22 protein-coding genes and 2 pseudogenes are annotated in these 24,625 nt (G+C 34.9%); 10 read left to right on the top strand and 14 right to left on the bottom strand.

Going from position 1 to position 24,625, the window contains the following annotated elements; all coding sequences use genetic code 11:
• Positions 1-17: 17 nt before the first annotated feature.
• A complete protein-coding gene (locus ABXT67_RS13095) occupies positions 18-755 on the bottom strand; it encodes a glycosyltransferase family 2 protein (protein ID WP_415374492.1) in 738 nt (245 codons plus the stop codon).
• 238 nt (positions 756-993) lie between these two features.
• On the opposite strand from ABXT67_RS13095, the pseudogene ABXT67_RS13100 reads away from it, so the two are divergent.
• Positions 994-1,812: pseudogene (locus ABXT67_RS13100) on the top strand (glycosyltransferase family 2 protein); the annotation flags it as partial.
• Between the two features lie 33 nt (positions 1,813-1,845).
• Positions 1,846-2,643, top strand: a pseudogene (locus ABXT67_RS13105) (glycosyltransferase family 2 protein); the annotation flags it as partial.
• A gap of 223 nt (positions 2,644-2,866) precedes the next feature.
• Here ABXT67_RS13105 and ABXT67_RS13110 read toward each other — a convergent pair.
• On the bottom strand, positions 2,867-3,451 hold the full coding sequence (locus ABXT67_RS13110; protein ID WP_415374493.1) for a class I SAM-dependent methyltransferase: 585 nt from the start codon (positions 3,449-3,451) through the stop codon (positions 2,867-2,869).
• Complete coding sequence (locus tag ABXT67_RS13115) at positions 3,448-4,533, bottom strand: glycosyltransferase family 9 protein (RefSeq protein WP_415374494.1); 1,086 nt, start codon at positions 4,531-4,533, stop codon at positions 3,448-3,450. The genes ABXT67_RS13110 and ABXT67_RS13115 overlap by 4 nt, the downstream gene beginning before the upstream one ends.
• A 46-nt stretch (positions 4,534-4,579) precedes the next feature.
• On the opposite strand from ABXT67_RS13115, the gene ABXT67_RS13120 reads away from it, so the two are divergent.
• A complete protein-coding gene (locus ABXT67_RS13120) occupies positions 4,580-5,329 on the top strand; it encodes a lipopolysaccharide kinase InaA family protein (protein WP_415374495.1) in 750 nt (249 codons plus the stop codon).
• A gap of 15 nt (positions 5,330-5,344) precedes the next feature.
• Here ABXT67_RS13120 and ABXT67_RS13125 read toward each other — a convergent pair whose 3' ends face one another.
• From ABXT67_RS13125 to prfB, 8 genes are all read right to left on the bottom strand, one after another.
• Positions 5,345-6,319, bottom strand: coding sequence for an MBL fold metallo-hydrolase (locus ABXT67_RS13125; protein ID WP_415374496.1), 975 nt, complete (start codon positions 6,317-6,319; stop codon positions 5,345-5,347).
• A gap of 23 nt (positions 6,320-6,342) precedes the next feature.
• Positions 6,343-6,684, bottom strand: coding sequence for an arsenate reductase (glutaredoxin) (gene arsC / locus ABXT67_RS13130; RefSeq protein WP_415374497.1), 342 nt, complete (start codon positions 6,682-6,684; stop codon positions 6,343-6,345).
• A 140-nt stretch (positions 6,685-6,824) separates the two neighbouring features.
• Complete coding sequence (locus tag ABXT67_RS13135) at positions 6,825-6,968, bottom strand: hypothetical protein (RefSeq protein WP_415374498.1); 144 nt, start codon at positions 6,966-6,968, stop codon at positions 6,825-6,827.
• Positions 6,969-7,036: 68 nt separating this feature from the next.
• On the bottom strand, positions 7,037-7,624 hold the full coding sequence (locus ABXT67_RS13140; RefSeq protein WP_415374499.1) for a tRNA-(ms[2]io[6]A)-hydroxylase: 588 nt from the start codon (positions 7,622-7,624) through the stop codon (positions 7,037-7,039).
• 35 nt (positions 7,625-7,659) lie between these two features.
• Complete coding sequence (locus ABXT67_RS13145; protein WP_415374500.1) at positions 7,660-8,136, bottom strand: hypothetical protein; 477 nt, start codon at positions 8,134-8,136, stop codon at positions 7,660-7,662.
• A gap of 7 nt (positions 8,137-8,143) precedes the next feature.
• On the bottom strand, positions 8,144-8,593 hold the full coding sequence (locus tag ABXT67_RS13150; protein WP_415374501.1) for a tRNA (cytidine(34)-2'-O)-methyltransferase: 450 nt from the start codon (positions 8,591-8,593) through the stop codon (positions 8,144-8,146).
• Between the two features lie 56 nt (positions 8,594-8,649).
• Positions 8,650-10,239, bottom strand: coding sequence for a T9SS type A sorting domain-containing protein (locus ABXT67_RS13155; protein WP_415374502.1), 1,590 nt, complete (start codon positions 10,237-10,239; stop codon positions 8,650-8,652).
• 344 nt (positions 10,240-10,583) lie between these two features.
• Positions 10,584-11,694 (bottom strand): peptide chain release factor 2 gene (gene prfB, locus ABXT67_RS13160; RefSeq protein WP_415374503.1). Its coding sequence is split into 2 segments (ribosomal slippage): positions 10,584-11,630 and positions 11,632-11,694, totalling 1,110 coding nucleotides; the frame shifts between segments, so codons are not numbered across the junction.
• Between the two features lie 788 nt (positions 11,695-12,482).
• Between prfB and ABXT67_RS13165 the strand changes: the two genes are divergently transcribed.
• From ABXT67_RS13165 to ABXT67_RS13180, 4 genes are all read left to right on the top strand, one after another.
• Positions 12,483-14,906 (top strand): zinc-dependent metalloprotease, encoded by a 2,424-nt coding sequence (locus tag ABXT67_RS13165; protein WP_415374504.1) that lies wholly within the window; start codon positions 12,483-12,485, stop codon positions 14,904-14,906.
• An 11-nt stretch (positions 14,907-14,917) separates the two neighbouring features.
• Entirely contained in the window at positions 14,918-15,943 is a 1,026-nt protein-coding gene (locus ABXT67_RS13170; protein WP_415374505.1) for a threonine aldolase family protein, read from the top strand.
• 611 nt (positions 15,944-16,554) lie between these two features.
• Positions 16,555-16,974, top strand: coding sequence for a hypothetical protein (locus ABXT67_RS13175; protein ID WP_415374506.1), 420 nt, complete (start codon positions 16,555-16,557; stop codon positions 16,972-16,974).
• The gene (locus tag ABXT67_RS13180) at positions 16,975-17,115 is read left to right on the top strand and encodes a hypothetical protein (RefSeq protein WP_415374507.1); all 141 of its coding nucleotides are present in this window, start codon (positions 16,975-16,977) and stop codon (positions 17,113-17,115) included. It begins immediately after the preceding gene.
• 232 nt (positions 17,116-17,347) lie between these two features.
• On the opposite strand, the gene ABXT67_RS13185 is transcribed toward ABXT67_RS13180, so the two are convergent.
• A complete protein-coding gene (locus tag ABXT67_RS13185; protein ID WP_415376995.1) occupies positions 17,348-17,584 on the bottom strand; it encodes a YbaB/EbfC family nucleoid-associated protein in 237 nt (78 codons plus the stop codon).
• A 152-nt stretch (positions 17,585-17,736) separates the two neighbouring features.
• Here ABXT67_RS13185 and ABXT67_RS13190 point away from each other — a divergent pair, with 152 nt between their 5' ends.
• The 3 genes from ABXT67_RS13190 (at position 17,737) to ABXT67_RS13200 (ending at position 22,426) form a co-directional block, all read left to right on the top strand.
• Entirely contained in the window at positions 17,737-19,875 is a 2,139-nt protein-coding gene (locus ABXT67_RS13190) for a S9 family peptidase (protein WP_415374508.1), read from the top strand.
• A gap of 73 nt (positions 19,876-19,948) precedes the next feature.
• Positions 19,949-20,986 carry a PLP-dependent cysteine synthase family protein gene (locus tag ABXT67_RS13195; protein WP_415374509.1) on the top strand — a complete coding sequence of 346 codons (1,038 nt, stop codon included), beginning with the start codon at positions 19,949-19,951 and terminating at the stop codon, positions 20,984-20,986.
• A 180-nt stretch (positions 20,987-21,166) separates the two neighbouring features.
• Complete coding sequence (locus tag ABXT67_RS13200; RefSeq protein WP_415374510.1) at positions 21,167-22,426, top strand: aminotransferase class I/II-fold pyridoxal phosphate-dependent enzyme; 1,260 nt, start codon at positions 21,167-21,169, stop codon at positions 22,424-22,426.
• 49 nt (positions 22,427-22,475) lie between these two features.
• Here the strand turns inward: ABXT67_RS13200 and ABXT67_RS13205 are convergent, their stop codons facing one another.
• Positions 22,476-23,594 carry a GTP cyclohydrolase gene (locus ABXT67_RS13205; protein WP_415374511.1) on the bottom strand — a complete coding sequence of 373 codons (1,119 nt, stop codon included), beginning with the start codon at positions 23,592-23,594 and terminating at the stop codon, positions 22,476-22,478.
• A 24-nt stretch (positions 23,595-23,618) separates the two neighbouring features.
• Positions 23,619-24,602 (bottom strand): transporter, encoded by a 984-nt coding sequence (locus tag ABXT67_RS13210; RefSeq protein WP_415374512.1) that lies wholly within the window; start codon positions 24,600-24,602, stop codon positions 23,619-23,621.
• Positions 24,603-24,625: the final 23 nt, after the last annotated feature.

The raw sequence follows: 24,625 nt of genomic DNA on the forward strand, positions 1-24,625 counted from the left end.
ATTTTTTATTTCACGACTCACGACATCCCCTTATGCAACAAACGCAACTTAACATAACGCTGAAAAACGCCATACGCATTAACTGCAGCTACTGTTAATCCTGGGACACCATCTTTAAAACCGCCTTTGATAATATAAGATTTAAAAAACCTAAACAAAGGTTTAAACCACAAATGAAACCAAGTCGTTTTTTTTCCTTTAGCATATAATTGTTCAGCTTGAAACCAGGCGTACTTTTCTTTTTTAGTGATGTAATTTGTTAAGCCTTTGTAGGTATAATGAAGCATTTTGTTTTCTAGATTGCCAATACTTCCACTAACTTCTAACTTTTCGTGAACATTCCCTTTGTAAACTGCCCCTTCTCGTTTTACCAATCGCAATACATCGTCACTGTGACTATATAAAAAACGATTCATATAAAAATGCGGAAAATTAATTTTATAACCTGAATGTTTTGGATTTGCAATGGTTGCGATAATTTCAGATTTCAAGGTTTGTGTAACCCGTTCGTCTGCATCTACAAACAGTATCCAATCTCCTGTTGCTTGTGACAAAGCAGCGTTTTTTTGATTACTGAAATTATCAAATTCTCGTTCGATAATTTTGGTCACAAAAGGTTTTGCAATTGCAACCGTTTCATCTTCGCTAAAGGAGTCAATTAAAATAATTTCATCAGCAAACGAAACACTTTTAAGCGCACCTTCTATATAGGCAGCTTCATTATAAGTGGGAATAATGACGGTTAATCTTTGCATACTGCGAAGGTACTTAAATTAAAAAAAAGAGGATTGTTTTTGATCTGTAAAGAGCAAACTTTTGAATATGACGAGTAGAACATAACGTCTTGGGTATTTAGATTAGAATACGGCGTCTGGACATTCTAAAAAAAAAGGTTAAAGGTCCATATACCAAAAGCAGAGCGATCCCTATTCTATATTCCATTTTAAGTTTCATTCATTTCAAAATCTTGAATAAACTGCTATATTTGTAACTATGACTGCGATTGATACATCTATCATAATTAGTACATATAATGCCATTGATTGGTTAGAAAAAACCCTTTACGGTTATAATAATCAGACCTATCAGCACTTTGAAATTGTTATAGCAGACGATGGCTCAGATCCTGAAACTAAGGCATTGTTAGACCGAATTCGAAAAGAAGTTTTTTATCCAATCATTCATGTTTGGCACGAAGACAATGGTTTTCAGAAATCTCAAATTTTAAACAAAGCGGTTCTAAAGTGCAGCACTCCCTATATTGTAATGAGCGATGGTGATTGTATTCCACGGAAGGATTTTATCGAACAACACGTAAAGTACCGTGAAGAAGGCTATTTTCTATCAGGAGGGTATTTTATGCTACCCATTGATATTTCTGAAAAAATTACCAAAGAAGATATTTATGCTGAAAATTGTTTTGATCTTAATTGGTTAAAAGAAAATGGACTTAAAACGTCTTTTAAGAATAAGAAACTAACCGCAAAACCAGTAACGGCGTCTGTTTTAAATCTAATTACACCCACTAATGCAAGTTGGAATGGGCATAATGCGTCGGGTTGGACCAAGGACATTATTGCCGTAAATGGGCTCAATGAAGAAATGCAATATGGAGGGCAGGATCGAGAGCTAGGTGAGCGACTATACAATTTAGGGATTCAGAGTAAACAAATACGCTATAATGCTATTGTAGTACATTTAGATCATCCTCGTGGATATAAAAATGAGGCGTCTATTAAAAAGAACCAAGCCATCCGAAAGGAAACAAGAGAACTAGAAAAAAAATGGACTGAGCAGGGGATCGTTAAGAATGCTGAAATAAATCCACCAGTTTCTATTATTGTGAGCACTTATAACCAACCAAAATGGTTGCAAAAAGCATTATGGGGTTTTGAACAACAGCAAGTAAAAGGTTTTGAATTAGTAATTGCTGATGATGGCTCTTCAGAAGAAACCAGACAACTCATTGAAGATTTTAAACAAAAATCATCTTTGAAAATAATTCATGTTTGGCAGGAAGACCACGGATTTCAAAAAACTAAGATTCTAAATAAAGCAATATCGGCCAGCAATGGTGAATATTTAATATTTACAGACGGCGATTGTATACCTCGGGAAGATTTTATTTTCAAACATTTAAAATATAGAAAGAAAGGTAATTTTTTGTCGGGTGGTTATTACAAATTAAACAAAGAAATCTCCAATGCTGTTGCTAAAGAAGATATTGAAAATCAGGCATGTTTTGATGCAGATTGGTTGTTAGAACATGGTCAAAAGAAAAATTTCAAGCTAAATAAACTTACTTCTCACGGCGCAAAAGAAGTATTGCTAAATACGATAACACCTACCAGCCCTACTTGGGATGGAAATAATGCAAGCGGATGGCTGGAAGATATTGTGGCTGTGAATGGTTTTGATGAACGGATGCAATATGGCGGAGAAGACAGAGAATTGGGGGAGCGTTTAACTAATAATAACGTACAAGGAATTCAGATACGCTATAGTGCTGTAACCGTACATTTAGATCACGAAAGAGGCTATGTTACTGAAAAAATGATTGCAAAAAACAAAGCGATTAGAGCGATTACACAATCTGAAAACAAGGTTTGGACAGACTTTGGGATTGTTGGAGGAGTAAAATAATTATTTCATTTGAATTAAGTATTCACATGTTCTTACTCTTTTGCCAAAAGTATCTAATCAACGCTAAATAGGATTAGCATCGTTAGGGACATAATGGTCAAACAAAATATTTGAGGTGCGATATCTACTGCATCAGAAGTCATAATTCTATAACGTTCCAATAAACCTCCAAACGATAGAAAGCCGAAAACATAGGCTAAAAAGTTATAGAACATTTTGCTTACTAAGTAATGGCTGAATAAACTCCAACCTTCCAATACCTTTTTTCCTCATTGGTATTGACTGTGGTAAAATCCTTTTCTTCTAATATTGCGTTGTCTTTAAAAAACTCCCAGCAACCTTCACCTTCTCTATAAATGGAGGTGATGATGATTCCGTTTTGGGTAAGGCTTGCAATCATTCTATCTAGAACTTCTTGTTTTTTTGTGTCAGGGATGTAGTAAAACGCTTCGTTAAAAACAATCACATCAAATTTTTGTTCCGGTTGATACGTAATAGCGTCTGCTGTTTTAAATTCAGCATTTGGAAAATTACGCACTTGTGCCTTTTCAATAGATACTTTAGAAAAATCCAGTCCTAAAAAATAGGAGTAAGGCACCTCTTGCATTCTTAATGTAAGAACACCGTCACCACTTCCAATATCCATAATACTTGGATTCTTAGGAGCGTGTATGTTTATGGAATCTATGATTTTTTGATATCGTTTTATCTCTTTTTCGCTTTCTAAACTATCCCAACGCCCATTCCTATATTGCTTGTTCCAACGCATTTTTCTCCGCCAATGATGAAATTTATCGAGTATATTCATAGTTGTTTTTTTGCGCTTGATAGATGGTATTTAAGAAAAGGATTTAGTTTTTCAAGGATCATTGTAGGAGTTAATTTACCGTATAACTCATTTGGGTTCTCTTCAATTTTTCTTCTTTCTTCTAATGTGAAGGTATTGAATAGGTCTGGTTTTTCTTCTAATAAATGAATGGAATCGTGCGCCTTTCCATCTTCAAAACTACACCAATGTTCCTTATTAACGTAAGGAGAATAAATAGTGAATGTAGGCTTGTCTAATGCTTTAGTTATGTGAACACTGCCTCCTTCATTGGAAACCAACATATCGCAATGGTTCATTAATTTTATAAAGCCGCGTATGGAATCTTCATAAATGTCAAGATTAATGGATTCTTTGTTCTTGCATAATTCATAGATTTTAATCGCCTCAGGTCTTTGATGTGGCGCATAATTAAATAAAATCGTTGCATTATAGGTTGCTGTAATGTGGTTGATGATTTCAGCAATATACAGGTAAGGCATTGATTTTTGGGGTGTGCTCCCTAAAACACCCAACATTAAAACTGGTTTTTTAAGATTTGCAACTGGATTGTAAGCTTGCTCTTTTTGAGTTAATGTTATTTTGGGAACATAATCTGGTTGCGGTAAATCAAAAACAGAAGCCACCATATTAATTCGATCTTCAATTGCCTTACCGCAATTTTTGCTTCGGTTTTCTAAAAAGCTAATGGGGTGTGTGTAAAATGGAAGTTTTAATTCTTTATGTGCACGTTTTAATCCAATGCGATATTCGGCTTTTGAAAAAAGACAAATTATCCTGCTTTGGAATTTTGAATAAGGGTCAAAAATAATGTCATAGTTCGTTTTACGCATCCTATAAATCATTTTCAATAACTCCAATGGTTTCTTTAACACCCTCTCTTTAACCGAAATAATCGCATCTATATTTGGATTCTGTTCTAAAACACCTGTCGTATAATCGTATACCAAATAGGTGAGGTGGCTCTTTGGAAAGACCTTCTTAATATTGTTAGCAATCACCGAAGAAATGAGCACATCTCCAATCCTTTTATTTTGAATAACCAGTATTTGTTTTACTTCCATTACCTTCGCAAAGTAGCTATTTTTTAAATTTAATTAAAATTTAATAATGAACTTAAAATTGATTCTTCATCCTGACTATTCACTGCAATATGAAAAGGTCCTATCGCTGCTACTCAATTTTGAGTCAAATGAACAGTACGTAACAAAGGGGGAACGAAATATTATCAAAAAGGCTACCGTAGGTGACAAAATTTTAAATATCAAAAAATTTAAAACACCTAATTTTTTCCAAAGCTTGGTCTATGCATATATAAGAAAAAGTAAAGCCCAACGCTCTTTTGAATATGCTAAAAAGCTAGGAGAACTTGGAATCAAAACTCCGGCGCCTGTTGCTTATGCGGTTGAAAACAATGGCGGACTCAAACTAAGTTTTTATGTAAGTGAGCACTTGGAATATGATTTAGACTTTAGAGTTTTAAATCACAACCCATTGCATCCAGAACGAGATATAATCCTACAACAGTTCGCATCATTTTCATTTAAACTTCACGAAGCTGGAATTAATTTTTTAGATCATTCTCCTGGAAATACCTTAATAAAGAAGATAGCTGAAGGTCATTACGAGTTTTATTTGATCGATTTAAACCGAATGAAATTCGGCACGATGGATTTAGAAACGCGAATGCATAATTTAAGGCGTTTATGGCTGTCAAAGAAAATGATTGATGTGATGGCTCCTGTTTATGGCAAACTATATGACACTTCCTTGGAAAATGTACACGGCTTGCTCACAAAGTATTCTAAGGAATTTCAGGGTAAAGTGAATAGGAAAAAATTGAGGAGAAGAAAAAGGTAATTTTTTCAATTTATTTTATAAATCAAAAAAGTCACTTAGTTGACCAATTTTAAACCCTTCTGCCAAAATTATTTTTGCTTCTTCACTTTCGATATTAATAACTGGATTTGTATGGTTAAAATGAATAAAAATAATTTTGCCTTTCTCTTTCAACGATAGGTGTTCGAAGGCTTTTAAACTTTCTATAATAAAGGGATGTGGTATTTGTGAAATATCACGATTATTAATCTCTTTTCCGCTGAAAAATGTTGCGTCCAAAAAGGCATATTCAACTTTTTTAATCTCCTCTGCAATATTCTTGTCCCATTTGCGCCACTTATCTATGTCTGGAATAAACAAAGCACTTTTATTCGGCCCTTGTATTTTATAACCTACAGTTTCAGAAAATTCATCTCGATGCGGAACAATGAAAGGCGTTACTGCTAGTTCTTTTGAGAGTGCTACTGGGGTATTGTGTTGTAGTAGTTTCAGCTCAATATTATTTCTAGTAACCAGTTGACTCCAAGGGCCATTTGACTCTAAAAATGATTTCATTTTAGGCATTGCAAACACTGGAATGTTCTTTGCATCTGTGGCCTCTTTTCCCAAATACATCAAGCCAGTATAATGTCCTATATGCGCGTGCGTTAAAAAAATCCCATCAGCTAATTCATTTTTTGATGGTACTCCAAAATTTTTCAAAAGCTTCATTTGTGTGGCAATATCTGGTGTTGCCTCGAAAATATATTTTTTATTTGTACTGGCATCAAACAAGCCTAAAGAAATTACTTTACGATTATTATCTTGTGAATTAAAGAGTGAAGAACAACATTCTTTTTTACAACCTATGTGAGGTGAACCTGCATCTTGAATAGTTCCAAGAAGTATGAGAGACGTTTTTAGAACCTTAGGTTCTAAAGAATTATTTGATCCCGTATTGGTAGTAGTATGCTGCTTTTCACCGCAAGCGAGAAGGAGTAAAAAAATACTATAATAGACAACGTTTTTCATACGATTTTAACAAGCTAAATAATTTACAAAACCTTCAAAATATCCTCCGGTGGTCTTCCTACAATTGCTTTTCCGTTTTTAATAGCAATAGGGCGTTCTATCAATTTTGGATATTCGTGCATTGCTTTTATAAGTGCCGGTTCAGTCAATTCTTTTCCTTTATAATTGTCTTTCCAAACACCTTCGTTTGTTCTAATTAATTGTAGGGCAGGAATATTTAATTTTTTGAGCAACGTTTTAATTTCAGCTTCTGAAGGAATATCTTTTAAATATAGTATAATATTTACTGGCTCATTAGCATCCTCTAACAAAGCCAGTGCTTGGCGTGATTTACTGCATCTAGGATTGTGGTATAATGTGGTCATTTAAAGGTTTATTCGTTTATTGTTTAATATGTATGTTTGGTTTATTTTTCTAAACTGACCAGTGAAACCAATCCACATTATAGGTCAATTCCATAGCAATCGAAGTTGTTTTTTTTCGGAGAATTGTTAAAGGCACCTACTCAAGAATAGTCCTCTCCTGAGTTTTGATTTGTGATTTGAAAGATTCTCACGCGGGCACTCACCAATTCGCCCAAATTTGAACCTGCGTTTTCTGCAATTCTTTCGGCAGGTAGTCTTTCATTTTCAGTAGCTCGAGAGATCATTTCTACTTTGAAATTTATTATTTTGTTTTTTCTGATTTTATTAACCTGTGGGCTTATCTTGGTATGTTTTATCCGTGAATAGTTTCAGATTTACCATAACTTTTTATGATTTCTCCTTCAAAAGCCACCAGTTCTTGCCAGCGTTTTTCTACGTCGATATCTTGACCGTATTTGCGAGCAAAGCCTAAAAAAGTTGTGTAATGTCCTGCTTCGCTAATCATTAATTCTCTATAAAATGTTGAGAGCTTTTTGTCATTTATACGTTCAGCAAGTAGTTTAAAGCGTTCACAACTTCTAGCTTCAATCATTGCCGAAAATAATAACCGATCTACCAAAGCTTCATTGCGGGTTTTATTTCCGCCCTGTCTGGTGAATTTAAATAATTGATTCACGTAATGATCCTTTCGTTCGCGACCTAGAGTATAGCCGCGTTCTTTAATAATATCGTGTACCATTTGAAAATGCTCTAATTCCTCTTGAGCGAGTTTTAATAATTCAGTCACCAATGCTTCGTGCTGACTATTTAATGTAATTATAGTAATCGCATTTGTGGCGGCCTTTTGCTCACACCAAGCGTGATCTGTCAAAATCTCTTCGAGGTTGCTTTCAACAATAGTTACCCAACGCGGATCAGTTTCAAGTTTTAAGTGGAGCATTTTCTGTTTAAGAGTTTTGAGTTAGTAACAATAAATCATTTAGGTAATTCTTCCAATTCTAATTTGTAATCATATTGAAGGTCTTCGTGTAATGTCTCAATTTTTTTATAAATATAATCACGTTGGCGGTCATAAATATTGTACAAGGTCGTATTTCTTATAACCGTTGGTGAGTAGCTTATTAATTTATCACAAAAGTAGATTAGTAGTAGTACTTCGGTTTCTTTATTTCCAGAATATCTAGCACATTTTTTTACTTCGCGTAAAATCTTTCTCACACTTTTCTTTAAATAATAACTATGGTTGTTCGCGATGCCGTCAAAAAGTGCATCGATGCTTTCTATAATATGTTGTCGATAGCCTTCCTCGTCATCAGCTTCAAATAATAAATAGGTAAGGAGTTCTTTATTCTCTTTTTTGAATCTTGCTAATCGCAGGCATAGCGCTTCAATGTCATCTGGAGAGCGTTGCTTTAACTCTTTTTTTATTTGTGCTAGGGTAGCGGGTTTCATTCTTATTTTATTGATTTAGTTGTCTGAGTCCTTCATAAACCACAATACTCACAGCATTGGCTAAGTTTAAACTTCTTATATGTTTGCTGTACAATGGAATCTTGTACAAATGCTCTTTAAATTTTTCTGAAATTTCTTCGGAAAATCCGACCGACTCTTTTCCAAATATTAAAAACAAATCTTCTTGAAACGGAATTTCTAAATAGCTCTTTTCTGTACGTACCGAAAAAAAGGCCATTTTTTTATCTTGATGTGTTGTTAAAAACTCTTGAATGTTTTGGTAATAATGAACATTTACATGCTTCCAATAATCTAGGCCAGCTCGTTTTAGTCGAGCGTCAGTAATCTCAAAACCAAATGGTTTGACTAAATGCAAGTCACAAGCTGTTGCTAGACTTAAACGGCCTATGTTTCCAGTATTGTTTGGGATTTCGGGCTCAAAGAGTACAATATTCATATCACAAAATAACGGTATTTATTTGGAACGCTGAAACCTGCTTTCGCAAGTTTAGTTTATTCTACAATGAATGTATAAGAATACTCTTTTTCTGAGGTTCTAATTTTTAAGTGATACACGCCAGCACTTAAGTTTGAAGTATTTAATTGGCGTGTTTCTAGACCTAATATATTTTGTGAAACTAAAATTTCTTTTCCTTCTGAAGTAAAGAGTTGGATTTTTTTAATATTCCTAGCTTTAATAAATAAAGTTTCTTTGGCAGGGTTTGGGTATACTAAAATAGTTGGAAACTGTTCTGCGGCAATTTGTGTTACCGAGAGGATTGTGCCATCGGTAGCTAATTTTTGATACCAAATATTCAACGAACCACTTCGAGGATCTCCCCAAGTTGTGTGAACGATTTCGTTAACCAATTGTATTCCCATAAAATCATTTCCAGCACTCAATAATACGTCGTCAAAGTCAACCGTTTCATCTGTAATTTGAAAATTAGGTTCAAACGTGTTACTGCCAGCGGCACGATAGGCTGCCCAAATTTCTGAAGCAGTTTCATAGCCGCTTGTTGGAGCATTTCTTCTATCTCGCCATGAAACAATAAGGGCTCCAGTTTCATTAAAATCTCCCCAGACTAAATCCTGCATTCGGTCATTAGCGATGGGGTCATCGTTTACTCTAAATGGAGTTGTCCAATTGAGTCCTGCATTTAAAGTTTCCGTAAAATAAATATCTAAATCATCGTTTAAATTACTTAAAAATAGAAATGCTAAATGATTGGCATCACTAGGATCGTCTATTAAAAGATAGCCTTTTTTAGGCAAGGGGTCATTGTTTGAGTTGCTTGCATTTGAGGCAAAAACGGTGTTGTAAGAAAATGTACTCCCTGCATTATCTGATGAAGCTACGATATATTGAGCCATCTTATTTTGGCTAAAGACAAAAGATGGATAGACAGAATAAAAAGTACCTGTGCTACTAATAGCGGGTGTTGGCATCGGCTGCCGAATTAAATCTCCCGAAAGCCATCCCGATCTGTCCACGGTTCTTAGTGTAAAAGAACTACCACCATTGGTTGAAACAGAAACATAAGGATGAAACTCTGGCTGTGAATCACGAACATTCATTGAGGTGACGTATATTGTATTTTGATTTGCGCTATTGCTGCGGTCGATTACAATCCATGGGCGATCTATAATGCGTTGAGCGGGCATTACGTTTATATTTAAAACTTCCAAAGGATTTGAGAAAGAGAGTCCGCCATCATTTGATTTACTTATGTAAATTCCTCCTTCAATAGGGTTGCTGTCAGTGCCACTAAAATCTATAAAAGCCAGCACGACATTCCCATCAACATCAAAAGCAATAGAAGGATCTGCAGAGGTATATCCTGAAGAAACATGAGGTATGGCAATACCGTTGGACCACGTATTTCCAGCATCAAAACTAGTACGTACTTTAACTTGAATTCTTGAACTAGCATTTACAAAGCCCATCCAAGCAATGACCAAGTGATCCTCATTGTCAGGATTTACTGCGAGATATGGTTCCCCTTCAAAAATAAAACCGTTGGAGATGTTTTGATTTTGTGCAGTACTTAATAAAGAGAATAATACCCAAGCAATAAAAGCAGTTTTATAACGTAGACTCATAGTGTGCAATATGACTTTAAAATTTTGAAAAAGTTTAATGTATTAAATACTCCCCAATAGTCAAAATCTATTTTAACTTTAAATTACCAAACCCATTGATGCTGAATTAAAATATGGCCTAGTATCTCTCTAAATAGCCGCGCAAGGTATCTTCCATTAAATTTTCATTTAATCTCAATAACCCTTATGTGGGGAATTAAAAAAGCTTTGCACAGATTAATATAATTAGAATATTTGCTTGAAAGCAATAATTTATTAGTCTTTTGTCTTTGTTCTTTCATCGAAACGATCTTTTTAGCATCCGCAAACCGCCATAGCTTTTGAGAAGAAGCAATGGGGCTGCTTTAAAAAGGATCATCACTTCCCGTTTCTTGCCCCATCATCATTAAATATGCTTTTAAAAACCCATCGATATATCCGTCAAGAATAGCATCAGGATTTGTGCTTTCGTGATTGGTACGTACATCTTTTACCAGTTTGTAGGGTTGTAATACATAGTTTCTGATCTGTGATCCCCATTCTATGGCCATTTTTTTTCCTTCAATTTCTGCGCGTTGTGCCTGCTGCTTTCTTAACTCGATCTCATATAATTGAGATTTAAGCATTTGCATTGCTTTTTCACGGTTTTCTAATTGAGAACGTGTTTCGCTGTTATGTATTATGATTCCACTAGGTTTGTGGGTAAGGATTGCCTTGGTTTCTACCTTATTCACGTTTTGTCCTCCTGCGCCGCTACTTCTTGCAAAGTCCCAAGAAAGATCTGCTGGGTTGATGTCAATTTCTATCGTATTATCAACTAATGGATATACGTAGACACTGGCAAAACTCGTGTGTCTTTTTGCATTGCTATCAAATGGCGAAATACGCACCAATCGATGTACGCCATTTTCTCCTTTGAGCCATCCAAAACTGAACTCGCCATCAATCTCTATTGTTACTGTTTTAATTCCTGTAACATCCCCGGCTTGAAAGTTGAGTTCTTTTACTTTATAGCGATTTTTTTCAGCCCACATTAAATACATGCGCATTAACATGTTCGCCCAATCGCAACTTTCGGTTCCACCAGCACCTGCCGTTATTTGCAATACGGCACTCATGGAGTCTCCTTCTTCGCTCAGCATATTTCTGAATTCGATGGCTTCAATTGCTTCTGCAACTTTGTTATAGCGCATTTCAACATTTTCAGCGGTTCCTTCGCCGTCTTTGAAAAATTCGTAAATGATTTCTGCGTCTTCGAATAGGATGGTTGCTTCCTTATAATCTGTCACCCATTTTTTCTTTCCTCGGAGTACTTTCATAAACGACTCTGCTTCTTGGCTCTTATTCCAGAAGTTAGGGTCGAATGTTTTTTCTTCGTCGTTTGCGATTTCTACTTCTTTGCCTGCAATGTCAAAGATATTGCCTTAACGCATCCAGGCGGGAGCGAAGGTCTTGGAGTTGGTCGTTTGTGATCATATGTGCTTTTCCTAGTAAATGGGATTTTTTTTTAATGTTATTAATTTTATTGGGGGTGTTTGCAATATTCTATTTAATAAATGAGAATTTCAAATTCAATAAAGGATATTTAAAAGACTTTAGCATAGAAAACACATCATCAAACCAATTTTTTTTGTCTTGGTCTTACTGTCATCCAATTTTTAAGAACTCTATATTTAAGTTATCTATACGGTACTTTGAGTATACTTTTCTATTACAATTCATTATCATATATTTATTTAATAAATCAATAATCTTTTCTATCAATTAATCTTTAGAAATTTTAAAAGAAGCTCTCTTTAAGGCAATAATTGACCATTTAGGATGTATTGGCAAATAAATTATTGCTGGAAAACTATTTTCGCTATTTAATGTTAAAACGGGATTGTCTGATGTAATAAAATCTTTTTCACAGTTGTTTAAAAAGCAATACCCCAATGTTTGCTGACCAATTTTTCATTGTCAAGAATTGAATTTAGAGACTCATTGATCCGTATTTTTTGTCTACAAAAGACTTCCACTATTTGTTTAAAAGTTTAAATCTATCCGCTGATGAATTATTGTCAAAACATCTGGAGCGAAATGCGGTCGAATAGTTTATTCATATCGTTTATAACAATTAAATCGTCAATTGTAAAAATACTCCATAAATTCAGAAACAAGAAGACAAGCTAAAAGAGATTTACTTGAGTTTATGGTTTTTTTAAGATAGCTAATTTACATTTAAACGGTTTTGTGTATTTTTAAGGGCTTCAAAATTTACAAATATGTTCAAATGTTTTATTCTCGGTTTTGTATGTTTTCTCTTCGGAATTACAGCCCAAGCGCAATTCCTCGAAGGAAAAAAAGATTTACAAAAGTTCAATGGCTTTTATAACTTCCATTATTCTGAGATTGAAGGAGAAATCTATCTCGAAGTCCCAAAGTCTAAAATTGATACTGAATTTTTATATGTTCATTCCTTAAGAACGGGTTTGGGATCTAATGATATTGGATTGGATAGAGGACAGTTGGGAGACCAAGCGGTTGTAAAATTTATAAAAAGTGGAAACAAGTTATTATTGCAACAACCCAATTTAAAATACAGAGCAAATACTGATAACCAAGCGGAGAAAAAATCTATTTCTGAAGCATTTGCAAGCTCGGTACTTTTTGGTTTTGAAATTAAAGAAAGTTCTGAAACAGTCTATATTATTGACTTTACCCCATTTTTAATGGAAGATGCTCACGGAGTCGCATCCAGATTAAAAAAACAAAAGGAGGGAACCTATAAATATGACAAAACTCGCAGTACGGTATGGATGGAACGTACGAAAGCCTTCCCCAAAAATTGTGAGTTTGAAGCATTGCTAACATTTAAAGGAGCGGCTACGGGTGACAATATTAAAAGTGTTGCACCAGATTCTAAATCACTTTCAGTCATTCAACATCATAGTTTTGTTCAGCTTCCAGATTCAGCATATGTTCCTCGTGTTTTTGATCCTCGTAGTGGGAGTTTCAGTATTGATTATTTGGATTATAGTACTCCTATTTGGGAACCTATTAAAAAACGATTTATTACAAGGCATCGATTGAATAAACTAAATCCATCTGCAATAATTTCCGAAGCAAAAAAGCCTATTGTTTACTATCTCGATCTTGGTACTCCGGAACCTGTTAGATCAGCTCTTTTAGATGGAGCATCTTGGTGGAACCAAGCTTTTGAGATGATAGGGTATAGCAATGCATTTCAAGTTAAAATGCTCCCTGAGGATGCAGATCCTATGGATGTGCGCTATAATGTAATCCAATGGGTGCACCGCAGCACTCGAGGTTGGAGCTATGGAGGTAGTGTTATCGATCCGCGCACTGGCGAAATTATCAAAGGGCATGTGAGCTTGGGGAGTTTAAGAATTCGTCAAGATTTTATGATTGCACAGGCTTTGATGAACAAACCGTTTGCAGCGCGAGATGATAATTACCAGCCTATGTTAGAAATGGCATTGGCACGAATACGCCAACTTTCTGCACACGAAGTAGGGCATACTTTAGGATTTGCACACAATTTTGCAGCCAGCGCAAATGGTAGAAAAAGTGTTATGGATTATCCTCATCCAACGCTTACATTGTTAAACGGCGAAGTAGACTTTTCGAATGCATATGCTAATGGAATAGGGGATTGGGACAAAGTATCGGTGAATTATTCCTATGGAGAAGCTTCTGGAAATGTATCAGAAACAGCTTTTTTAAATACTGTTTTAGAGAATGCTAAGAAGAAAGGACTGCGTTATATAAGTGATAGCGATGCAAGAGCACAAAGTGGTGCGCACGCTACTGCTCATTTATGGGATAATGGCGCCAATGCTGCTGAAGAATTAATTGCAATGATGGAATTGCGTAAAGTTGCTATGTCTAATTTTTCTAAAGACAACATTAGAAGAGGAGAACCTTATACCGTATTAGAAGACGTATTCGTGCCGCTTTATTTTTATCATCGTTTTCAAACAGAAGCTGCTGTTAAGCTAATAGGAGGAATGGATTATAACTATGCGGTTAAAGGAGACGGGCAATCCATTAAAAAAACACTTCCGAAGAAAGAACAAGAGAAAGCGCTTACCGCTGTTTTAAAAACCATTAGTCCAGAAGCACTCGCAATTCCAGAAAAATTATTGGAGCTTTTTCCGCCTCGTGCATATGGGTATGGGCGCAGCAGAGAAAGTTTTAAAAGCGATATGGGCGTTGCCTTTGACGCATTAGGTGCTGCAGCAACTGCTAGTGATATGACCTTAAAGTTAGTATTGAACCCAGAGCGAGCGAATAGATTGGTTCAGCAAAAGGCAATGGATAGCAAGGCATTGGGGTTTGATTCGGTTTTAGGTGAATTAATTTCGGTCACTTTTAAAAATTCTAAACAAAGTGATTATCAAGCTGAAATTCAACGCAGTGTTCAGTTTAATGTTTTACAACATCTAATGAATGTGATAGTTAGTGAAAATAGTATTCCGCAGAGCAAAGCAATTGCTCTGAATGCACTCAAAAATATTTCAGAAAAATTGAAACAAGATGACAGTGTATTCAATCGATATTTGAACAAAGAAATTAGTATTTTTGAAAACTTTCCGAAGAAATTTAAGGCACTATCTGTGCCTACCATTCCTGATGGAAGTCCCATTGGATCTTTCCAATGTATAATTAAATATCCTAACAGTTAAATTTTTTCCAATTGATTATAGATTTAAGAAGCGATACCGTTACCAAACCCTCTGCGGGAATGATGGATGCCATAATGAGCGCAGAAACAGGAGATGATGTGTACAAAGAAGACCCAACTGTTAATGCATTGGAAGAGAGATTATGCCAGCTTTTTGGTATGGAAGCTGCACTTTTCTTTCCTACTGGTAGTATGGCGAATCAAGCAGCAATAAAATTGCATACACAACCTGGAGAACAATTAATTTGTGATAAATGGGCACACGTATATAATTATGAAGGGGGAGGAGTCTCTTTTAATAGTGGTGTTTCTTGTAAACTTATTGATGGTGATCGAGGCATAATTACTGCAGATCAAGTAGTTAAAAATATAAATCCTCCAGATTTTTATCACAGTCCATTAACATCGCTAGTTTGTTTGGAAAATACAACAAACAAGGGAGGAGGAGCTTGTTATGATTTTAATGAAATTTTGAAAATCAAAGAAGTTTGTGATTCAAATGGTCTGGGATTACATTTAGATGGAGCTCGACTTATGAATGCGATTGTTGCAAAAAAGCAAAACCCTAAGGATTATGGGAAGGTACTTGATACTATTTCAGTTTGTTTAAGTAAAGGTTTGGGTACGCCCCTTGGGACCGTCCTTTTAGGAACTCATAAACTTATGAAAAATGCGATTCGCGTTAGGAAAGTTTTAGGAGGAGGAATGCGTCAAATAGGTTTTATGGCTGCTGCTGGTCTGTATGCCTTAGAAAATAATGTGGAAAGGCTTCAACAAGATCATCAAAAGGCCAGAGAAATTGCAGACGCTCTAAAAAGTCTTGCATTTATTAAGAAGGTAGAACCTACTGAAACTAACATTGTTATTTTTTATTTAAAAGAAGGGATTTCAGAAGCTACTTTTATGAACGACTTAACTGATAATAATATTCGTATAAGTTCTATGGGTGAGGGGAAATTAAGAATTGTAACACATTTGGACTATACCGATGTTATGCATTTGTTTCTTTTAGAAGTGCTAAAATCGTATAAGTTTTAGAAGCTTAAATTTCTGTGAATTATGATTACATTTTTGGTAATGGTCGAATAATTTGTAGATAATCAATTTCATTTTTAATTTAATAACCGCATTTTGTCGCGGTATCTTGGTTATTTGTCGAAAAACAATAACCTGAACGAGTTTTAAGCGTGTTTTGCGTATTTTAAGTTATAAAAGGTTTAGTTTCGAGGGTATCCGAAACAGTACTAGTTTCTGATGCAAGTCATAGCTTAATAATTATTCCTGGTGTTTATGAGAACAAAACGCTTGAGGTTTTAACACAACCCGCTTACCAAAGTCTAGAGACCATTCCAGCTGTTTATGAAAATAGAGATGTAATCATAACGGTTAAAGAGCCTTCTCAGCCTTTAGAAGTTATTCCAGCAGAATTTAGTACAGAAGCGCTTACGTGCAAAAAAAGAGAATTTAAATCTTCAGTTATTGTAACGTCCGCTAGTTTTTCAGATGATTATGAAACTGTTGAAATTAAGCCAGCTAAGGCTAAATGACAAATGAGTGATACTCCAGCAGGAGAATTTCAGTTAAGTGAACCTAACGATTGTAGATATTGTTGATGTAAAGGGATTTCTGCAGAGTTTACTACTGTCCCTGTGCAACGTTTATCAAGCGATGCTTCATTCGTGAAAATTCCAGATTGTGATCCTAATGCAAACGGGGGGCCTTGTGGAATGGACTCATGTACAAGAACAATCGTCGTTCGTCCCGCTTCTACAAAAACCATTGATATTCCTAAAGAAACTAAAGTAATCAAGACTACAGTAATGATTACTCCTCCTTCAACTAGAGTTATAGAGGTGCCAGAAGTGAGAAAAACAATGTCTAAAAGAGTTATGATAACACCTCCTACTAAAGAACGTATCGAAATTCCAGCTATAACAGAAACTGTTCAGAGAACGATTTATACCAACGAAACATTTAATACTATTAATATTCCATATCAGTCTATGACATTCTCTAAGCGATTAATGGCGATAGCCATTACAACAAGGGCTATTGAGACTCCTAACTAAATGAGAACGTTAAAAGTGATTAAATTATCTTCTGATGCTAACGTTTCTGAATCACCAGTTTCTTCAGAGTCTAGAACTGTAACTAAGGAAGTTTTGCAATCTAAAGGTGAACTTACAACTTGGAAAGAAGTAGAATGGTAATTAATAGAAAAATATAATAAAAGTAAAACATTCCCGAAATTGGTAATGCTTAATAAAAACGGGAATGAGATGGGTAAATTATCGGGATACAGCTCTTATAGTATTTATAAAGATATCTTACACCATTTTACTTTTATAGATAAATATATTTCTAAACAAAAGAAACAATACGCCTGGACAAAACCGCCGAAGTAAAATACTTCGGCGGTTTTGTTTGTTTATAATTCGAGCACTACTTAAACGTACCATCAATTGCAGGTATATTTGGTATTCCGTTCTTCGCATGAGCAGCAATTTCAGTTTTATTAATAATGGTAGCTTTTTCAATTGCTTTATTTATTGTTACTTTAAAATAGTCTTTTAATTGTTCTTTATCAGAAAGTAGTTCGTCATCAATGTCGATTGGCTTTATAATTTGGTTTGCTTTGAGCATAACTTTTAGCCAGTTAATTGAACTTGTTTCACTAATTTGCCCAGTACCTAAGCACTTTTATGTGTTTCCTCCTTTTTGGTGGGTTTCTTTAAGTTTACCCATCATTCCTATAAGTTATCCAAACATGATTTTTTGATTTTTAATTCGCTCGAAATTTAGTATTTTGTGCTAAAATTAATATCTTTTTTATGCGCTATTATATTGCCTTTTGTCTTGCGACACTTACCTTTGCAACTTCTTGTAATGATAAACTTTCAGAAGAACAAAATATGCCAAACATTCCACAACCTAAAGCTGAAAAAATTTCCAAAAACTTAGAAAAACATGGAGATGTTCGGAACGATAGTTACTATTGGCTCAATGACAAAGAAAACGCTGAAGTTATTGATTATTTGGAGCGTGAGAATGATTATTATCAAAAAATGACGGCACATACTACCGAATTTCAAGAACAATTGTTTGAGGAGTTAAAGGGGCGTATTAAGGAAGATGATGAGTCTGTACCCTATAAATTAAACGGGTATTATTATATAACGAGATATGAAACAGGAAAAGATTATCCTATTTATACTCGTAAAAAAGAATCCTTAGATGCAAATGAAGAGTTGTTATTTGATGTAAACAAAATGGCAGAAGGTCATTCTTATTACAATCTCAACAGTATAAATGTGAGTCCAGATAATACCATGGTTGCGTTTGGAGTTGATACGCTCAGTAGGCGTAAATACACTATTTATATTAAAAACCTTGTTACAGGAGAATTGTTATCTGATGTAATTCCTTTAACCACAGGTGGTGCCACTTGGGCAAACGACAATACAACTTTGTTCTATACTAAAAAAGACCCACAAACCTTAAGATCAAATGCTATTCACAGACACACTTTAGGAACACCTACAAGTACAGATGTAAATATATTCACAGAAAAAGATGAGGCTTTTGGGACATATGTTTACAAATCAAAGTCTAAAAAATACGTTGTTATTGGATGTTATAGTACATTAACTTCAGAATTCCGAGTACTTAATGCAGATGATCCTAAAGGAGCGTTTCGCGTAATCCAGCCACGCACAAGAGGCTTAGAGTATTCCATAGATCATTATAAAGAAGATTTTTATATAGTAACAAATAAAGACGGTGCTACCAATTTCAAGTTAATGAAAACGCCAGAAAATAAAACTCCCAAAGAAAATTGGGTAGATGTTATACCGCACAGGAAAGATGTTTTCCTAGAGGATATTGAAATATTCAAAGACTATTTAGTAGTTGAAGAGCGCGATAATGGTCTCAATAAATTAAATGTCAAAAGATGGGATGGAAAAGCTGATTATTACCTTCCTTTTGACAATGAAACTTATACGACTGGCTCTAGTACAAACCCTGATTTTGATTCTGAAATTTTGCGATATGGCTATTCTTCAATGACTACACCTTCTTCTTCTATAGATTTCAATATGAGAACAAAGGAAAAGACGGTATTGAAAGAAACAGAAGTATTAGGAGGAAAATTTGATAAGAATAATTACGAATCAAAGCGTATATGGGCTCCTGCAACAGATGGGACAAAAATTCCAATTTCGATTGTATATAAAAAGGGTACTAAATTAGATGGTAACAATCCATTTCTTATGTACGCGTACGGTTCTTATGGAGCAACGATAGATCCTTATTTTTCAACTGCAAGACTTAGTTTGTTAGACCGAGGATTTGTTTATGGCATTGCTCATATTCGCGGTGGTCAATACCTGGGACGCGCTTGGTATGAAGATGGTAAATTGCTAAAAAAGAAAAATACATTTACAGACTTTGTAGACGCTTCTAAATATGTAATTGAACAAAAATATACTTCACCAGAACATCTTTATGCTCAAGGTGGAAGTGCAGGAGGCTTACTTATGGGAGCAGTTGTTAATATGGCACCAGAATTGTACAATGGGGTTATTGCTGCAGTGCCTTTTGTAGATGTTGTTACTACTATGTTAGATGATTCGATTCCGCTTACTACAGGGGAATACGATGAGTGGGGAAACCCAAATGATTCTGTTTATTATAAGTATATGAAGTCATATTCTCCTTATGATAACGTTAAAGCTCAAAATTACCCTAATATGTTTGTAACCACAGGCTTGCACGATAGTCAAGTGCAGTATTTTGAGCCAGCAAAATGGGTGGCTAGGTTACGAGAGATGAAAACTAATAACAATCAATTATTCCTTGACACGAATATGGATGCTGGTCACGGTGGTGCTTCAGGGAGATTTGAAGCATTGAAAGAAGTAGCTAAAGATTACACATTCATTCTTGATTTAGAAGGAATTCATAAATAATTAATTAAATTGTACATTTGTATCGTTTTTAAGAAAAATTTCAATACAAGTTTTTCGCAATGAAAATTCCTCTATGAAACAAAAAATACAAGCACACAATAATGTTCTTTCCTTAATAGGCAATACACCTTTATTTAAACTCAACAAGATTGTTGATGGTTTTGAAGGAAATTTTTATGCAAAAGTAGAAGCATTTAATCCTGGTCACTCCTCTAAAGACCGTATTGCTCTTTATATAATTGAAGAAGCTGAAAATAAGGGAATCCTAACACCTGGAGATACAATTATCGAGACGACAAGTGGAAATACTGGTTTTAGTATCGCAATGGTAAGTATCGTAAAGGGTTACAAATGTAAGTTAGCGGTAAGTTCAAAGTCTTCAAAAGACAAAATAAATATGCTTCGTACGATGGGTGCTGAGGTATATGTTTGCCCGGCGCATGTTAGTGCAGATGATCCTCGTAGTTATTATGAGGTCGCTAAAAGACTGCATAGTGAAACAAAAGGATCTGTATATATAAATCAATATTTTAATGAATTAAATATTGATGCTCACTATCTATCAACAGGGCCTGAAATTTGGAATCAAACCAATGGGCAAATTACACATCTTGTAGCTTGCAGCGGAACAGGAGGAACTATTTCTGGTATCGGTCGTTATTTGAAAGAACAAAATCCAAATATTAAAATAATAGGTATTGACGCCTTTGGTTCCGTTTTACAAAAGTTTCATGAAACAGGAGCATTTCATAAAGACGAGATTTATCCATATAGAATAGAAGGATTAGGAAAGAACTTAATCCCGTCTGCTACTGACTTCGGAATAATAGATTCCTTTATCAAGGTCACAGATGAAAGTAGTGCACACACAGCAAGAGAAATAGCAAAGACTGAAGGTTTGTTCGTTGGGTATACAAGTGGTGCGGCTATGCAGGGAATAAAACAACTTAGCGAAGAAGGAGTTTTTGATAAAGACAGTAATGTAGTAGTCATTTTTCCAGACCACGGGTCACGGTATATGAGCAAAATATATAGTGATGATTGGATGCAACAACAAGGTTTCTTTGATTCTGTAAATAACGAAACCAATGCTATCTCTTATATAAAATAAAGTTTATAAATTTAACTTGCTTAAAAATAATCAGTTACGATTTTTTCTAGTCCTTTAATTTCTAATACACATACATTTTACACATCAACTATTATAATTCACAATACAGTCTGCAATTAATTTTTATGTAGAGACATTTAAATTGATTAATTTTGTACCTAATTCTGAAACCATTTATAGATGAAAGATTTATTCAATAAGATATATAAAGATAAAGGACCGTTAGGTAAATGGGCAGAAGTTGCAGAAGGATATTTTGTGTTTCCAAAGTTAGAAGGACCTATATCTAACCGTATGAAATTTAATGGGAAAGAGGTTATTACTTGGAGTGTAAACGATTATTTAGGTTTAGCAAACCATCCAGAAGTTCGTAAAGTAGATGCAGAAGCTGCTGCAGAATACGGTTCTGCATACCCAATGGGAGCAAGAATGATGAGTGGACATACAAGTTTGCATGAACAATTACAGAATGAACTAGCGTCATTTGTAAATAAAGAAGCAGCATATTTGTTAAACTTCGGATACCAAGGAATAGTTTCTACCATCGATGCTTTGGTGTCAAAAGATGATGTAATTGTATATGATGTTGATGCGCATGCGTGTATTATAGATGGTGTACGACTGCATATGGGTCAGCGCTTTACTTACAAGCATAATGACCTGGAAAGTATCGAGAAAAATCTAAATAGAGCCACTAAAATGGCAGAAAAAACTGGAGGAGGAATTTTATTAATTTCTGAAGGTGTTTTTGGAATGCGAGGTGAACAAGGTAGATTAAAAGAAATTGTAGCGCTTAAGAAGAAATTTAACTTTAGACTTTTTGTTGATGATGCTCATGGCTTTGGTACGCTTGGTAAAACAGGAGCAGGAGCAGGAGAAGAGCAAGGAGTTCAAGATGATATAGATGTGTATTTTGCTACTTTTGCAAAGTCGATGGCAAGTACAGGGGCGTTTATTGCAGCTGATGAGGAAGTAATAAATTATTTGAAATATAATTTACGCTCCCAAATGTTTGCAAAGTCCTTGCAAATGCAGTTGGTTGTAGGCGCATTAAAACGTTTAGATCTAATGCGATCTAGCACAGCGTTTAAAGACAAACTTTGGGAAAATGTACTTGCATTACAAGGAGGTCTAAGGGAACGAGGATTTGATTTGGGCACTACTCAAAGTTGTGTTACACCGGTTTATCTTAAGGGTTCTGTGCCAGAAGCTATGGCATTAGTAAAAGACTTACGTGAAAACCACGGAGTCTTTACCTCTATCGTAGTATATCCTGTAATACCGAAAGGACTTATTTTACTGCGTATGATTCCAACAGCAACCCATACGATGGAAGATATAAATGAAACATTAGAAGCCTTTTCTTCTATTAGAAAACGTTTAGAGAATGGCACTTATAAAAGGCTTTCTGCCTCTGTAGCAGCAGCTTTTGGAGAATAGTAATAAATAAAAAAGAATAAAAAAAGTCCAATCATTTGATTGGACTTTTTTATAAATCTTTTCTAAAAGTACTGCGCTCTTTATGCTGCACTGGACTATAATCCTTCCATAGCAACTGTACCGCAGTGTTTTCGATAAGTTCAGGATTGGTTTCGACTGTGTGAATTCCTTTGGAGTTGAAAAGGTATTGCATCTCTTCAAAAATAATTGCTGTAACCCCTTTTCCTTGATATTCTGGATCTATCCCAATTAGATAAAATGCCGCGCGATCATTTTTGCGCTGCGCTTGCCATAAATGATACCATCCAAACGGGAATATGGAACCATTCGCCTTTTTTAGAGCTTTACTAAAAGATGGCATTACAATTGAAAAAGCGATTAAGTTTTCATTTTTATCTTTTATGCAGGTAATATAATCTGGTTGTATGAAAGTGAAATATTTTTCCTTATAATATTCAATTTGATATTGTTGAACGGGAACAAATGTTTGTAAGGTATTATAGGTTTTGTTCAGTAATTCAAACATAGTATCCACATAGGGAAGAATTTCGGCTTTGTTTTTAAAAGTAATGACTTCAAGTTCGTAGCGCTTTTTAATAATACCAGAAAATTTAGCCACCTTCTCTTTTATAGAATTTGGTATGCTCAATCTATATTCTACCCAAGTTGCTTGTTTTTTAAAATCTAATTTTTTCAAATGTTCCGCATAATAAGGAAATTGGTACCAAGTAATCATAGTATTTAGCTCATCAAACCCTTGGGTAAGAATCCCTGCTTTTTCCATATTACTAAAGCCAACAGGTCCTTCAATATATTCTAAGGAATTTGCATTACCAATTTCGTATGCTTTGGCCAGTAAGGCTTGTGTAATATCTAAATCATCAATCATGTCCAACCACCCAAAACGAACTTTCTTTTTATTAAGTTCTTCAATTTCTAAGGAGTTTATAATCACAGCGATTCTTCCAACAATTTGCCCATTTTTGTATGCTAGGAAATAAGAGGCTTCTGCGTTTTTAAAAACTGGGTTTTCATCACGATCTAAGGTTTCCATCTCATCTTTGATAAGTGGAGGAACCCAATACTTGCAATCTTTATAAAGTTTAAAAGGAAACTTTACAAATTGCAGTAGTTCTTTTTTGTTGCTTACTTCTTTTATGGTAATCATATAGCTAATATGCTAATCTTTGTATTAAATATTTTCTTCGCCGTCATCTTCTAATCCATCTTTTCTTATCTCTTTTTTATTCTGCTCTTCCTTACGTTTATCCCTGCCTGCTTTGCCTTTTTCTTCGATAAATTCATCCTCGCTATGAAAGTCAAGTCTATAAGAAACTCCTATTCGTCCATAGACTCTAGATGGAGTATCTTTTAAACTATAGAGTACAGATGCGTCAATCTGCCAATCTTTTGTGACAAGCATTGCAACCCCACCACGTAATAATTGATCTGCATAAAAGTCACTTTCAATCCCTTGATTTTCAACAAAAATAGAAAACCAATCTGTCAATGTCTTGGTTAATGTTACGATATATCCATAACTGGGAGCATCTGTTCCCAATCTATCGGCATTAATGTTAGTTACTAAAACAAAACCGCTCTTAAAATTATTCTGAGTGGCTAAGACAATTTTTGGACTAATCGTAAATGCATCTTCTAAAGTAAAAGGATTTTCTGCTGCATCAAAATTTACACCCACATAAGCAGACAAAGCAGGAATCAAATCTCTCCATTGAAACGTATTATTTGCTTTCCAACTATATAAATTCGGTGCCTCGAGTTCTCTTTTTCGATAGGGGTCATAAAAAAGATATTTAGCCCCAATGGTATTGCTTCTAAAATTGCTTTGAGTAAATTCAGAAGGAACAACTCCACGGGTATCTGTTACTTGGTTACTTTGATATTCTCCAATTAAGCTAACTTCAAGCTCTTCTTTCCAAAAACCAAATCGTACCGCATAATCAACTGCAAAGGCAGACGTTTCTGTCTCTAATAATCTATGATCTTCTTTTCCTAAACCAAAACCTCCTTCAAATTGAAGCACATTTTTACCTACTGAGAAAGCCCCTTGAGAACCACCCGGCCTGTTGTTGTTAATAGTTTCGGTATATTGAGCAGTCACAAAAAAAGGAGCTAATAAACCGCAAGCGAGTAAATAAAATATGTTAGATTTCATAGATACTGGTTTAATTCAAAGAT

The organism is Patiriisocius sp. Uisw_017, from assembly GCF_047731265.1.
GTDB lineage: Bacteria > Bacteroidota > Bacteroidia > Flavobacteriales > Flavobacteriaceae > Patiriisocius.